General features: G+C 70.1%; 13 protein-coding genes. 8 read left to right on the forward strand and 5 right to left on the reverse strand.

The genetic code is table 11. The features are described 5' to 3' along the window. Positions 1-26: 26 nt before the first annotated feature. Positions 27-674 carry a histidine phosphatase family protein gene (locus EOINJALH_RS06310; RefSeq protein WP_088279471.1) on the forward strand — a complete coding sequence of 216 codons (648 nt, stop codon included), beginning with the start codon at positions 27-29 and terminating at the stop codon, positions 672-674. A 45-nt stretch (positions 675-719) separates the two neighbouring features. Here EOINJALH_RS06310 and EOINJALH_RS06315 read toward each other — a convergent pair whose 3' ends face one another. The 3 genes from EOINJALH_RS06315 to EOINJALH_RS06325 form a co-directional block, all read right to left on the reverse strand. After that, positions 720-2,171: a N,N-dimethylformamidase beta subunit family domain-containing protein gene (locus tag EOINJALH_RS06315; RefSeq protein WP_088279472.1), complete on the reverse strand. Its 1,452-nt coding sequence runs from the start codon at positions 2,169-2,171 to the stop codon at positions 720-722. Next, complete coding sequence (locus tag EOINJALH_RS06320; protein ID WP_088279473.1) at positions 2,168-3,319, reverse strand: glycosyltransferase family protein; 1,152 nt, start codon at positions 3,317-3,319, stop codon at positions 2,168-2,170. Before EOINJALH_RS06320 ends, EOINJALH_RS06315 begins: the two co-directional genes overlap by 4 nt. 81 nt (positions 3,320-3,400) lie before the next feature. Next, on the reverse strand, positions 3,401-4,804 hold the full coding sequence (locus tag EOINJALH_RS06325) for a PLP-dependent aminotransferase family protein (RefSeq protein ID WP_088279474.1): 1,404 nt from the start codon (positions 4,802-4,804) through the stop codon (positions 3,401-3,403). 286 nt (positions 4,805-5,090) lie between these two features. On the opposite strand from EOINJALH_RS06325, the gene gabT reads away from it, so the two are divergent. The 6 genes from gabT (at position 5,091) to EOINJALH_RS06355 (ending at position 10,675) form a co-directional block, all read left to right on the forward strand. Next, the gene (gabT, locus tag EOINJALH_RS06330) at positions 5,091-6,386 is read left to right on the forward strand and encodes a 4-aminobutyrate--2-oxoglutarate transaminase (RefSeq protein ID WP_088279475.1); all 1,296 of its coding nucleotides are present in this window, start codon (positions 5,091-5,093) and stop codon (positions 6,384-6,386) included. Positions 6,387-6,406: 20 nt separating this feature from the next. After that, entirely contained in the window at positions 6,407-7,588 is a 1,182-nt protein-coding gene (locus tag EOINJALH_RS06335; RefSeq protein WP_088279476.1) for an acyl-CoA dehydrogenase, read from the forward strand. 85 nt (positions 7,589-7,673) lie between these two features. Next, positions 7,674-8,864 carry a CaiB/BaiF CoA-transferase family protein gene (locus EOINJALH_RS06340; protein ID WP_088279477.1) on the forward strand — a complete coding sequence of 397 codons (1,191 nt, stop codon included), beginning with the start codon at positions 7,674-7,676 and terminating at the stop codon, positions 8,862-8,864. Between the two features lie 4 nt (positions 8,865-8,868). Then, a complete protein-coding gene (locus EOINJALH_RS06345) occupies positions 8,869-9,249 on the forward strand; it encodes an iron chaperone (protein WP_088279478.1) in 381 nt (126 codons plus the stop codon). Positions 9,250-9,336: 87 nt separating this feature from the next. After that, the gene (locus tag EOINJALH_RS06350; protein WP_088279479.1) at positions 9,337-9,828 is read left to right on the forward strand and encodes a thioredoxin family protein; all 492 of its coding nucleotides are present in this window, start codon (positions 9,337-9,339) and stop codon (positions 9,826-9,828) included. 166 nt (positions 9,829-9,994) lie between these two features. Then, positions 9,995-10,675 (forward strand): DUF1294 domain-containing protein, encoded by a 681-nt coding sequence (locus tag EOINJALH_RS06355; RefSeq protein ID WP_234413688.1) that lies wholly within the window; start codon positions 9,995-9,997, stop codon positions 10,673-10,675. A 141-nt stretch (positions 10,676-10,816) separates the two neighbouring features. On the opposite strand, the gene EOINJALH_RS06360 is transcribed toward EOINJALH_RS06355, so the two are convergent. Together EOINJALH_RS06360 and EOINJALH_RS06365 are read right to left on the reverse strand one after the other, a co-directional pair. Then, positions 10,817-11,665: a PEP-CTERM sorting domain-containing protein gene (locus tag EOINJALH_RS06360; RefSeq protein ID WP_088279480.1), complete on the reverse strand. Its 849-nt coding sequence runs from the start codon at positions 11,663-11,665 to the stop codon at positions 10,817-10,819. Positions 11,666-12,045: 380 nt separating this feature from the next. Beyond that, positions 12,046-12,678 (reverse strand): response regulator transcription factor, encoded by a 633-nt coding sequence (locus EOINJALH_RS06365; protein WP_088279481.1) that lies wholly within the window; start codon positions 12,676-12,678, stop codon positions 12,046-12,048. A gap of 287 nt (positions 12,679-12,965) precedes the next feature. Here EOINJALH_RS06365 and EOINJALH_RS06370 point away from each other — a divergent pair, with 287 nt between their 5' ends. Next, a complete protein-coding gene (locus EOINJALH_RS06370) occupies positions 12,966-13,130 on the forward strand; it encodes a DUF1328 domain-containing protein (protein ID WP_088279482.1) in 165 nt (54 codons plus the stop codon). Positions 13,131-13,165 lie beyond the last annotated feature (35 nt).

A 13,165-nucleotide genomic window follows, 5' to 3' on the forward strand; every position in this document is an offset into this window, starting at 1 on the left:
CTGCCGGCCACCCTACACTCGCCGCCATGACCGCGCCCGCCGCCACCACCACCGTATTCCTGGCCCGCCACGGCCAGAGCGAATGGAACAACCAGGCCCTCATCACCGGGCAGCTGAACCCGGGCCTGTCGCCCAAGGGCGTGCAGCAGAGCGAGGCCATCGCGATGTGCCTGCGCGACGAGCCGCTGGACGCCATCTACGCCAGCGACCTGCAGCGCACCGTGGACACGGCGCAGCCCACGGCCAGCGCCAAGCAGATGCCGATCACCCGGCTGGCGGGGCTCAACGAGATCCACCTCGGCGTGCTGCAGGGCCGCCTGCGCGACGAGCGCGACCCCGAGGCCCAGGCCCTGTGGGCGCAGTGGCAGGCCGACATCTGGCACTACCGCGTGCCCGGCGGCGAGCGCTTCGACGAGTTCACGGACCGAGTCGACGCCACGCTGCAGACGCTATTGCAGCGCCACGCCGGCCAGCGCATCCTGATCGTCGGCCACCGCGCCACCAACCGGGTGCTGCTGGGCACGCTGCTGGGCTGGCCGCGCGAGCGCTGGACCGAGCTGGGCCTGCGCAACAAGTTCTTCTACAGGGTGACGCCCGGCGCCGAGCCCACCATCGCCACCTACACCCTCAGCGGCAGCAAGACCGGCCGCTGTGTCGACGGCTTCGTGATGTGAGCCGAGGCGTCTGCGCGCGGTCCGGGTGCGCCCCGCGGCACGCGGTCAACGCTGCCCCAGCCGCCCCAGCACATTGCGCGTGATCTGCTGGGCCGCGGGGTTCAGCCGCGACGTGCGCAGCGCCGGCACGTTGAAGTCGTCCAGACCCCAGGCCCACTGGATGGTGCCCGTGGCGAAGACGGTGGCACCGCTCGGCGCGGTGTAGACCGTCATGTGCGACACGCCGTGCTCGGGCGGATCGGCGCGCGTGGTCCACGGCGATTCGGCCAGCACCTGCGCCGCCGACCCGGCACGGTCGTGCACGCAGTCGACCTCGTAGCCCAGCAGCCCGGGCAGCCGGTCGCCGGCGCGCAGGCCGGTGCCGGCGAACACCCAATGGTCGGGGGCGGCCACCACGATGTCGCCATCGATCACCGGGTCGGCCACGTACATCACGCCGATCAAGGCTTCCTCGGGCAGGTTCACCGCGGGGCTGCGCCATTTGTCGGTCAGGCGGGAGGTGTCGCCCTGCACCGCCAGCGGGTCCTTCTTCGCCTTCTTGTGGCACACCATGATGCGGTCGGCCGCCCCCGTGGCCGGGCTGGGCTCCATCCGCACCTGCCAGTAGGCCGAGTTGGCCGAGAAGAAGCCCAGGTTCACGCCGGCGTCGCGAGCGGCCTGCACGTGGTGGCGCATCTCCCAGGTCCAGTACTCGTCATGGCCGATCGACAGCCAGCCCGCCCGCTGCTGCAGCAGCGCGGACGACGCATGCACATCGAGGTTGGTGCAGTAGGCCAGGTCCAGGCCCTCGCGCTCCAGCCACCGCGCCATGTTCACGTCCCATGCCGCATTGGCCGGGCCATAGCGGTCGGGGTGTGGCTGCACGTTGGTCAGGAACTCGCCGGCCCCCATGCCATACGCCGCCGCCGGGTTCTGGCCGTTGGCCGCGTAGGGCCGGTTGAACGACACCTTCTGTGCGCGCTGCTGATCGCTGCTGCCCCAGTGGTACAGCGACTTGCCGCCCCAGGCGTTGTAGGCCTGGTAGGTGGTGACCGGCAACTGCACCAGCAACTGCGCGGCGCGCCGGTCGTCGCGCACCACGAAGATGATGTAGCTCTGCGCCCCGCTGCCCGACGCAGTGAGCCGCGCCAGGTACACGCCGGACGCCCAGTCGTCGGCATCGCCCGGCGTGGCGGTGACCAGCGTGTGCGACACGCGCCAGTCGCAGTCGACCAGGCCGGTGACCGCGTCCATCTCGGGCATGTCCTGCGCGGTGCCGGGCAGCGTCCACGGTCCGGCCACGCGCCGCGCACCGAGCCCCTGGTACCAGCCGACACGGAACACCTCGAGCATGAAGCCGGGCTCGGCGGTGTGCACGAAGAGCTGGATCGCCCCGCCGCGATCGACGCTCGTGGCCGAGGCATAGCCCTCGATCTCGCGGCTGGTGGCGGGCCGGTGGAGCTGCCAGTCGGCGCTGCCGGGCCGCTGGTTCTCGGCGGCAACCGGGCCGACCCTCATGCCGCGCCGCCCAGCACGGCCATGATGCGGTCGCTGGTGGCCTTGGCGCCGCCCACCGCCACTTCGCGCGCCGGGTAGGGTGCGGCCAGCGCCTGCTCGATCTTGTGCTTGAGCCGCTCGGGCGCCAGGTCGTCGGCGCCCAGTTCGTGCAGCAGGCCCTTCTCGGCGAACTTGCGGATGCGGATGCCCTGCTCGGGCGTGCCCTGGTAGGGGTAGGCCAGCGCAGGCGTGCGCGCGGTGATGACCTCGAGCAGCGTGTTGTCGCCGCCCATGCTGATCGACACGGCCGAGGCCATCAGGTGCTGCTGGAATTGCGCCAGGAAGGGCCGGATCTCGACGTTGGCGCTGGTGGCGCGGGCGCGCAGCGACCCGATCTCCTCCGGCGTGGCGCGCGAGCCGGCGGCCAGCAGGAAATGCAGGTCGGGCATCAGCGCCGCGGCGCCGATCGCGGCCTCGAGCAGTTCACGGCCGACGTTGCCGCCGCCCACGCTGACCAGCACCTGGCGCCGGCGCGGTGGCCGCTCGCCGGCCGGCGGCGGTGGCGGGCTGATGTAGCCGGTGTAGCACAGCCGGTCGGCGATCTCGGGCGCCAGCGAGAAGGTCTCGTCGAAGCGGATGATCTCGGGGTCGCCGCGCACGAACACGGTGTGGATGTGCTTGCGCACGCCTTCCACCATGCGGCGCTCTTTTTCCACCGCGCGCGGCACCAGCACCTCGCGCACCGAGCAGAAGATCGGCACCGGGCCGCTGTGGGCCTTCACGGCCTTGAACAGGTCGCCGATCTCGCGCTTGAAGCGTCGCCGGCCGAAGGGGTAGAACTCGACCACGATGGCATCGTACGGATGACGCACGAAGCCGGCGATGGCGGCGGCCCGCGCGTCCCAGACCTCACCGTGGTCGCCGTCGGCGTCCTCGCGCTCGGGGTCGACGAAGCCGCCGGTGGCCGCGTCGTGCAACAGCGTGGGCAGCCGCAGTGCGCGAAAGCGCGGGTGCTCGACCATCGACGCGGTGTCGATGCCGCCGTACACCAGATCGACCTCGGCGTGGGGCAGCAACTCCTCGATGATGCGCAGGCTGCAGGCCAGGTGGCCGACGCCGAGCAGGCTCTGGCAGTAGTAGAGGATTCGCTTGGGGGGTGCCTCGGCCATGCCGCCTCCGACAACGTCAACTGGGCCTGGGGCCGGTGCCAGGCATGATATCGCCGGGGTCGCGGCGGGCTGGGCACGGTGCTACGCCGCGCGCCGCTGCGAATCGAGGAACGCGAACACCCGCTCGTCCTCGCAGAACGCCACGTTGAAGCGCATCCACGGCGTCGGCGTCAGCTCGGCGCTGAACAGGTGGCCGGGGCCGAGCAGGATGTCATGCTCGGCGGCCTTGTTGGAGGCCTCGGCGGCATCGGGCATGTCGGCGTGCCGGGCCCACAGGAACATCCCCGCCTTGGGCTCGGCGAAAATCTCGAAGCCCAGGTCGTCGAGCCGGCGGCCCACCCGCTCCTGGGCCTTGCCCAGGCGCTCGCGCAGGCCTTTCAGGTGCTTGCGCCAGCGTCCCTCGGTGAGCGCGCCGTAGGCCAGCCGCTCGCCGAATTCGCTGGACGTGAGGCCCGAGATCATCTTCAGCTGCGCCAGGTCTTCCAGCAGGTCGGGATGTGCCACCACGTAGCCCACGCGCAGGTTGGGCGACACGGTCTTCGAGAAGCTGCTCACGTGCACCACGCGCGAGAGTTGGTCGAGGCTGGCCAGCGAGGGCCGCGGCTCGGGGTCGAGGTCGGCGTAGATGTCGTTCTCGACGATGACCACGTCGTGCTTCTCGGCCAGCTGCAACACGCGGTGCAGGTGGGCCAGCTGCGCCACCGAACCGGTGGGGCTCTGCAGCCTCGGCTGGGTGAAGAAGACGCGCGGCTTGTGCTCGACCAGCAGCGCCTCGAGCCGCGGCAGGTCGTAGCCCGTCGGCGTGCGCGGCACGCCGATCAGCCGGGCCCCCAGGAAGCGCAGGCCGAACAGCAGGTTGGCGTAGCCGGGGTCGTCCACCAGCACGGCATCACCCTGGCGCACCAGTCGCCGCGCGGCCAGGTCCAGCGCCTGGCTCGATCCCTGGGTGAGCAGCACCTGGTCGGGCGTGACGGCGATCTCCTGCTCGGCCATCGTGTCGCGGATCAACTGGCGCAGCGGGGTGTAGCCCTTGGGGTCGCCATAACCGCCGGGGTCCAGGGCCTCGGCGGCCAGGCCGCGCAGGCTGCGCTTCAGGCCGTCGGCGAACAGCCAGTCGCCGGGCAGCCAGCCGCAACCCGGCTTCATCGAGAGGTGGCGGTTCTCGAAGATCTTGCGCAGGTACCACATCGAGTCGAAGGACTGGCCGCTGGCCAGCGCCTCGGGCGAGCGCACCTGGTTGGCCGAGCCGCCGCGCTTGCGCACGAAGAAGCCCGAATGCGGCCGCGACACCAGCCAGCCCTGCGCCACCAGCCGGTCGTAGGCCTCGACCACGGTGAACACGCTCACCTGGTGGGCATGGGCGAACTGGCGGATCGACGGCACCTTGGTGCCCGCGCGCAGGCCGCCGGCGTCGATCTGGCGGGCGAGGCCTTCGACGATCTGCGTCACCAGCGGAACGGACGACTGCGGCTGCAGGGTGAACATGTCAGTACCGCCCGGCCGCCCGAAGGGACTGACGCGCCCCCTGGGGGCAGCGAACGCAGTGAGCTTGGGGGCGTTTCATTTCAGTACCGCCCGGCCGCCCGAAGGGACTGACACGCCCCCTCGGGGGGCAGCGAGCGAAGCGAGCTTGGGGGTTCCATTTCAGGGCGGTGGCTGTACAGGTCGCGCGGCCAGAACAGTGCACCGGACACGCAGCAGGGCTGTACATGGTAGCCGGCACCCCGAGCGCCTACAGTCGCAGGTCGTCCACACCCTGCCGGAGAACGCCATGCAACGCGAGCCGAACCTCAACAACGCAGCCCTGATGGCCCGCCGCCGCGCCGCCCTGCCCGCCGGACTGGGCCAGGCCCACGAGATCTTCGTGCAGCGCGCCGAGAACGCCGAGGTCTGGGACGTGGAAGGCAAGCGCTACATCGACTTCGCCGGCGGCATCGCCGTGCTCAACACCGGCCACCGGCATCCGGCCCTGGTGGCCGCCATCTCGCAGCAGCTCGAGCGCTTCACCCACACCTGCTTCCAGGTGCTGGCCTACGAGCCCTACGTCGAACTGGCCGAGCGCCTGAACGCCCTGGCTCCTGGCGCCTTCGCCAAGAAGAGCTTCTTCATGACCACCGGCGCCGAGGCCGTGGAGAACGCGGTCAAGGTGGCCCGCGCCTACACTAAGCGCTCGGCGATCATCGCCTTCGGCGGCGGCTTCCACGGCCGCACGATGATGGGCATGGCCCTCACCGGCAAGGTGGCGCCGTACAAGACCGGCTTCGGGCCCTTCCCGGCCGAGGTCTTCCACGCCAAGTTCCCCTGCGCGCTGCATGGCGTCAGCGTCGACGATGCGATGGCCTCGGTGGAAGCCATCTTCAAGTACGACGTCGAGGCCGCGCGCGTGGCCGCCATCATCCTCGAGCCGGTGCAGGGCGAAGGCGGCTTCTACGTGGCGCCGCCCGAGTTCGCGCAGCGCCTGCGCGCGCTGTGCGACCAGCATGGCATCGTGCTCATCGCCGACGAGGTGCAAACCGGCGCCGGCCGCACCGGCACCTGGCTGGCCTGCGAACAGTGGGGCGTGGCGCCCGACATCATCACCATGGCCAAGTCGATGGCCGGCGGCATGCCGCTGTCGGCCATCATCGGCCGAGCCGAGATCATGGACGCCCCCGGCCCCGGCGGCCTGGGCGGCACCTACGCCGGCAACCCGCTGGCCTGCGCGTCGGCGCTGGCGGTGCTGGACACCTTCGAGAAGGAAGGCCTGCTGGCCCGCAGCCAGGCCGTCGGCGACCGCCTGGTGGCCGGCCTGAAGGCCATCGCCGCCAAGCACCCGGCGGTGATCGGCGACGTGCGCGGCCTGGGCGCCATGGTGGCCATCGAGCTGTGCAAGGGCGGCGACATCCACCAGCCGAACGCCGAGCTCACCTCGGCCGTGGTGAAGGAAGCGGCCAAGCGCGGGCTGATCCTGCTGTCCTGCGGCAGCTATGCCAACGTGGTGCGGGTGCTGGTGCCGCTGACGGCCCAAGACGCCGTGCTCGACGAAGGGCTGGCTATCATGGCCGACTGCTTCGACACCCTTGCCTGACCGCTGAAGGAACCGCATCCATGGCCAGTGCCGCCAAGTTCTCCTGGGACGACCCGCTGCACCTCGACGCGCAGCTCACCGACGACGAGCGCGCGGTGCGCGACGCCGCGCGCGAGTACTGCCAGGGCAAGCTCGCCCCGCGCGTGGTCGAGGCCTTCCGGCACGAGAAGACCGACCCGGCCATCTTCCGCGAGATGGGCGAACTGGGCCTGCTCGGCCCCACCATCCCCGAGGCCTATGGCGGCGCGGGCCTGAACTACGTCTGCTACGGCCTGGTGGCCCGCGAGGTGGAACGCGTCGACTCGGGCTACCGCTCGATGATGAGCGTGCAATCGTCGCTGGTGATGGTGCCGATCAACGAGTTCGGCACCGAGGCCCAGAAGCAGAAGTACCTGCCCAAGCTGGCCACCGGCCAGTGGATCGGCTGCTTCGGCCTGACCGAGCCCAACCATGGGTCGGACCCCGGCAGCATGGTCACCCGTGCCCGCAAGGTGCCCGGCGGCTACAGCCTGTCGGGCAGCAAGATGTGGATCAGCAACAGCCCCATCGCCGACGTCTTCGTCGTCTGGGCCAAGGATGACGAGGGCTCGATCCGCGGCTTCATCCTCGACAAGGGCGCCAAGGGCCTGAGCGCGCCGGCCATCCACAGCAAGGTCGGCCTGCGCGCCAGCATCACCGGCGAGATCGTGATGGACGAGGTGTTCTGCGCCGAGGAGAACGCCTTCCCCGAGGTGCGCGGCCTCAAGGGCCCCTTCACCTGCCTGAACAGTGCCCGCTACGGCATCGCCTGGGGCGCGCTGGGCGCGGCCGAAGACTGCTTCCATCGGGCGCGCCAGTACGTGCTCGACCGCAAGCAGTTCGGCCGGCCGCTGGCGGCCAACCAGCTGATCCAGAAGAAGCTGGCCGACATGCTGACCGAGATCACGCTGGGCCTGCAGGGCTGCCTGCAACTCGGCCGCATGAAGGACGCCGGCACCGCGGCGGTCGAGATCACCAGCATCATGAAGCGCAACAGCTGCGGCAAGAGCCTGGACATCGCGCGGCTGGCGCGCGACATGATGGGCGGCAACGGCATCAGCGACGAGTTCGGTGTCGCGCGCCACCTGGTCAACCTCGAGGTGGTGAACACCTACGAGGGCACGCACGACATCCATGCGCTGATCCTGGGCCGGGCCATCACCGGCATCCAGGCGTTCAGCTGATGCGGGCCGAGCGCCGGGCCGCTCCCAAGCCGGTCCGCCTCCCCTCGGGGGATCGACCGACGTACCCTTCGGACGAGGGGCAGACATGACCGGCCCCAAGCTGCTCGACGGCGTCCGCGTCCTCGATCTGTCGCGCGTGCTGGCCGGCCCCTGGTCGGGCCAGCTGCTGGCCGACTACGGCGCCGACGTCATCAAGGTCGAGCGCCCCGACCTGGGCGACGACACCCGTGCCTGGGGCCCGCCCTACTGGGGCGACCCCACCGAGCGCATGGCGGCCTACTACCTCAGCGCCAACCGCGGCAAGCGCTCGATCGCCATCGACATCGCCACGCCCGAGGGCGCGAGCCTGGTGCGCCAGCTGGCCGCCGACGCCGACGTGGTGCTCGAGAACTACAAGGTGGGCCAGCTCGCCCGCTACGGCCTGGACTACGCCAGCCTGAAGGCGCTGAACCCGCGGCTCGTCTACTGCTCGATCACAGGCTACGGGCAAGACGGCCCGTACGCGTCGGCCGCAGGTTATGACTTTGCCATCCAGGCCACCGGCGGCCTGATGAGCGTCACCGGCGAGAAGGACGGCACCCCCGGCAGCCAGCCGCAGAAGGTGGGGGTGGCCGTGGCCGACCTCTTCACCGGCGTGTACGCCACCACCGCCATCCTGGCCGCGCTGCTGGAACGCGGCCGCACCGGCGTGGGTCGCCACATCGATGCCGCGCTGCTCGACACCCAGGTGGCCATGCTGGCCAACCAGGCCAGCAACTACCTCGTCGGCGGCCTGACGCCCAAGCGCATGGGCAATGCCCACATGAACGTGGTGCCCTACCAGGTGTTCGCCACGAAGGACGGCCACATCGTGCTGGCCGTGGGCAACGACGGCCAGTTCGGCCGCTTCTGCGCGCTGGCCGGCCATGCCGAGGTGGCGCAGGACGCGCGCTTCGTCACCAACGCCGCGCGCATCGGCCACCGCGCCGAGCTGATCCCGATCCTGGCCGAGTGGATGCTCGAGCGCACCACGGCCGAATGGACCGCGCTGCTCGAACCCAACGCCGTGCCTTGCGCGCCCATCCTCGAACTGCCCCAGGTCTTCGCCCACCCGCAGGTGGTGAGCCGCGGCATGCAGGTGCGGCATGGCGGCGCGCCGATGGTGGCCACGCCGATGCGCTTCGACGGCGAGCGGCCGCTGGCCGAACTGCCGGCACCGCACCTGGACGAGCATGGCCCGGCGGTGCGGGCGGCACTGGCGGCAGGCCAGGGCTGGCCCAAGGCCGGCGGCAGCTGAGGCCATGGCCTCGCGCGCCGGCCACGCCACGATCGACGACTACATCGCCGTCCACCCGGCGGACGTGCAGCTGCAGCTGCAGCAGGTCCGGCGGACCATCCAGGCCGCCGCGCCCGACGCCACCGAGGCCATCAGCTACCGGATCCCCACCTTCATGCTGCACGGCAACCTGATCCACTTCGCCGCGTTCCAGCACCACATCGGCCTGTACCCGGGGACGGCGGCCATCGGTGCCTTCCAGGACGATCTGCAGGGCTATCGCACCAGCAAGGGCACCATCCAGTTGCCGCTGGACCGCGCCTTGCCGCTGGACCTGATCGACCGGATCGTCCGCTTCAGGGTGGACGTGGCCCTTCGCCAGGCGCGGGCCGACCGCCGCAGCTGACCGCCCCGACGGGCAACCGGCGTCCGGCCTTGGCGACGGCCGGGCCATCCCGATCCGCGTACAGTGCCGTCTCCCTCGGAGCCCGCCATGCCCCTGCGCCGCCGCCTCATGTCCGCCGTCCTGGCGTTTGCCGCCTTGGGCACCACCCTGGCCACCAGCGTGGCCGCCGCCCCGGCACCGTACGACGAATCGGCCGACGCCAAGGCCGACCTGGCCCGCGCCCTGGCGACGGCGGCCAGTGCAAAGAAGCCCGTGCTGGTGATCTTCGGCGCCAACTGGTGCGGCGACTGCCGGGCGCTCGATGCGGCGCTGAAGGCTCCGGCCTCGGCGGCCCTGCTGGCCAAACAGTTCGTGGTGCTCAAGGTGGACGTGGGCAACTTCGACCGCAACCTCGACCTGACGGCGCAATACGGCCACCCCACCAAGGCCGGCATCCCCGCTGCCGTGGTGGTGTCGCCGGGCCGGCAGGTGCTGTACGCCACCCGCGCCGGTGAACTCTCCAACGCCCGGCGCATGAGCGAAACCGGCGTCCTCGAGTTCTTCCGGGGCGTGGTGGCCAGCGCCAAGGCGAAGAAGTAGCGTCGTGCTGGACCGGGGCGACCGGTGTCCGGTGGCCCCGGTGCGGGGTGGCGCAGCCACAGGCGCCCCCGGCGACTCGGCACGCCCACCGGCTCGGGCCGACCGATCCCCACCCTGTCGAGGTGCTTGATGCGCGTCATTTGCACGCTATGACAGAATGCGGCGCATGCAGTTGCAGTCCAGGCCCAGGGAGGCGATCCGTTACGAGGGCACCCTGGCGTCGTGGAACGACGAGCGTGGCTTCGGCTTCATCCAGCCGGACCAGGGAGACCAGCGGATCTTCATCCACATCAAGTCCTTCTCGCCGCGCCATGGCCGCCCGGCGCTGAACCAGCGGCTCAGCTTCGAGGTCGAGCCAGGCCCGCAGGGCCGCAAGCACGCCTGCTGTGTCGAGCCGGCACCAGTGGCCCGGCCGCGCGCGCTGCCCAGGCGCCAGGCGTCGCGGCGCTCTTCCGAGCATTCCTCTGCCCAGTGGGGCACGGCCACGCTGTTCGCCATCCCGGCGTTCGTGGTGGTGGCCCTGGTGCTCTCCGTGCTGTGGCGCTTGCCGGCGACGGCGGCCGGCCTTTACCTGGTGGCCAGTGCCATCACCCTGGCCTTCTATGCCAGCGACAAGGCCGCCGCCCGGCGCGGCGGCTGGCGCGTGCCAGAGCAGACGCTGCACCTGCTGGCCCTGGCCGGTGGCTGGCCCGGCGCGCTGGTGGCGCAGCAGGTCTTCCGCCACAAGACCACCAAGGCGAGCTTTCGGGCGGTGTTCTGGGGCACGGTGATCGTCAACGTGGCCGGCCTGGTCTTCCTGGCGTCGCCCGCAGGTCGCCGTTTCCTGTCCGGCTGGCTGCCTGCTTGACCGACGCGCGCAAGACCTGCCGCGCCAGGACCATGCTGTCGCGCCAGCGGCAATGCCGCCAGCATGAGGTGCACCATCAAGACAGCAACCCGGCGGCCAGCCACTGCCGGCCGCCGGGCGACTCGCCAGGGCCTGTGCGGATCAGGCCTTGCGGCGGCGCGTGAGCCAGAGGCCGCCCAGTGCCAACCCGACCAGCGCGAATGAGGCCGGCTCCGGGAGTTCATCGGTGTCCTGCAGGAAGACCAGCGAGGTCGCCGGCCCCAGGCCGATCGCGAAGTCCAGGGTCATCCGATGGAACATGTCGGTCGTGCCGTTCCAGTTGTTGAACTGGTCGTAGGTCACCGTGAGCACGTCATCCAGGCCCGAGGTCTCGCCCCACTGCGACAGCCCGGCCATCAACATCAGCGGGAAGCCGCCGGCGCCGTGGTTCGGGTTGTCGCCGTTGTCGGTGTCGAAGCCCATGTCGGGCGTGCCCAGGGCCGTGAGCACGACCTGCTTGAGCGCGAAGTCGGAACTGCCGTTGCGCAGTTCCCAAGGGTTGCTGAACGTGTCCCCGCTCTGCTCGATGAACGCTCTGTAGTCCAGCGCGCGGCCGGGACCCTGCAACGTGAAGTCGAAGTGCACGCCCGGCGCCGCCACCCCGGGGAACAGGATCTGGTCGTTACCGCCTGACAGGTCTTTGCCCGACGGGAAGGTCCAGACCCCGACGGCGACCGTGCCGTCGCTCCAGGTGAACCGGGCCTCGATATCGCCCTGCGACGATTCGCTGCCGCAATCGCGCGGTTGCGCCGGCACGAGATCGGCCATGCTTTCACCGGACGACACCACCGCACACATCTGCTGGCTGCTGCGCGGGTTCGTGCGGTCGTAGACGTGGTTGACCACGGCCGCACTGGCAACCGCCGACCACAGCAGGCCAGCCACACCCACCGCTGCCGCCGCCGCGAGCGGACTGAGCCGCGTCAATAACTGTTTCATCTGATCCTCCATCGAAGTAGTCACGAGACTCGCGCATCGAATTTCAGAACATGGCGAGCCGGTTGTGATTTGCAATTCACATACCAATCGATGGCCAAATCTGAATGGAGAATCAATATTTCATCAAGTCATTGTTTTGTATGACTTTTTTAATATGACACGAATCAACTTGACAGAGCGACCGACCGACTGTGGCGAGTGACGGACGGCACTGTAAAGTTTCCCAGATTGAGCATACTCAAATATTTGAAGCGACGGACGAAGATGCCTACAACAAGGCCATTCGCGCAAATTGCGTGGCCTCAATTTTCGGTCGAGCCGCAACGGCGGTACGGCCGGTGCAAAGGCCGGCTCCGCCCGCGCAGCGACCGCTGCGTGGCCCCCGCCACGGGCTACTGGATCAGGCCCGCCTTCAGCGCGTAGTAGGTCAGGTCGCTGTTCGAGGCCAGCGCCATCTTTTCCATCACTCGGGTGCGGTAGGTGCTGATCGTCTTGACGCTGAGCGACATGCTTTCGGCCATGTGGCCCACGGTCTCGCCGCGGGCCAGGCGCAGGAAGACCTGCAGTTCGCGCTCGGACAGCAGTTCGTGCGGCGCCTTCTCGCCCCCCCCGGCCAGCCCGTCGGCGAGCCGCTCGGCCACGCCGGCGGTGATGTACCGGCGACCGCGGTGCACCGTGCGGATGGCCTTGACGATCTCTTCCGGATCGCAGTCCTTGTTGAGGTAGCCGCTGGCCCCCTGGCGCAGCAGCGTGGTGGCGTAGTGCGCCTCCGGAAAGCCGCTGAGCACCAGCACCGGCAAGTCGGGCGCGCGCGCCTTGATGGCGGCCAGCACGTCCACGCCGCTCTGGTCGGGCATGGCGATGTCGAGCACCACCACGTCGACCTCGCCGGCGCGCACGATGTCCATGGCCTCGCGGCCATTGCAGGCCTCGGCCACGACGGCGAAGTCGATCTGGTCGGCAAAGAACTGGCGCAGCCCGGCCCTCACCATGGCGTGGTCGTCGACGATGGCGATGCGGATCATGGCGGGTTGGCGGACCGGTGGGCTGGCGTGCGTAGCCGCCCATGATCCCACGCCGCGGGCCCGGTGCCAAAGACACCATCGGCCTTGCGGCCGTGCGGCGCCCCACAGGGCGGCGCCGCCCGCGTGTCGGTGCTGTCCTACGTCGGCGCCGGCGAGCGTCCGACACCCGCCAGGCGAGCCAGCCTATCGCCGCCGGCCGCGCCCGCCCGCACACTCGAAACCAGCCGCGGCGACACCTGTTGCGCGGCCCGCAACCGGCGACGTGTCGCCCTTCCAGGAGACTTGCCATGCTGCATTACGCGGTGGTGTTTTTCGTCATTGCCCTCATCGCGGCCCTGTTCGGCTTCGGCGGCATCGCGGCCAGCGCCGTGGGCATCGCCAAGGTCCTGTTCATCGTCTTTGCCGTGCTGGCCGTGGTCAGCTTCCTGTTCGGAATGATCAAGAAGCGCTGACCCCGCGCCAGACCACAGCCCCCGACCCGCCCCAC

It is taken from the genome of Ideonella sp. A 288 (assembly GCF_002198735.1).
Taxonomy (GTDB): domain Bacteria; phylum Pseudomonadota; class Gammaproteobacteria; order Burkholderiales; family Burkholderiaceae_C; genus Pseudaquabacterium.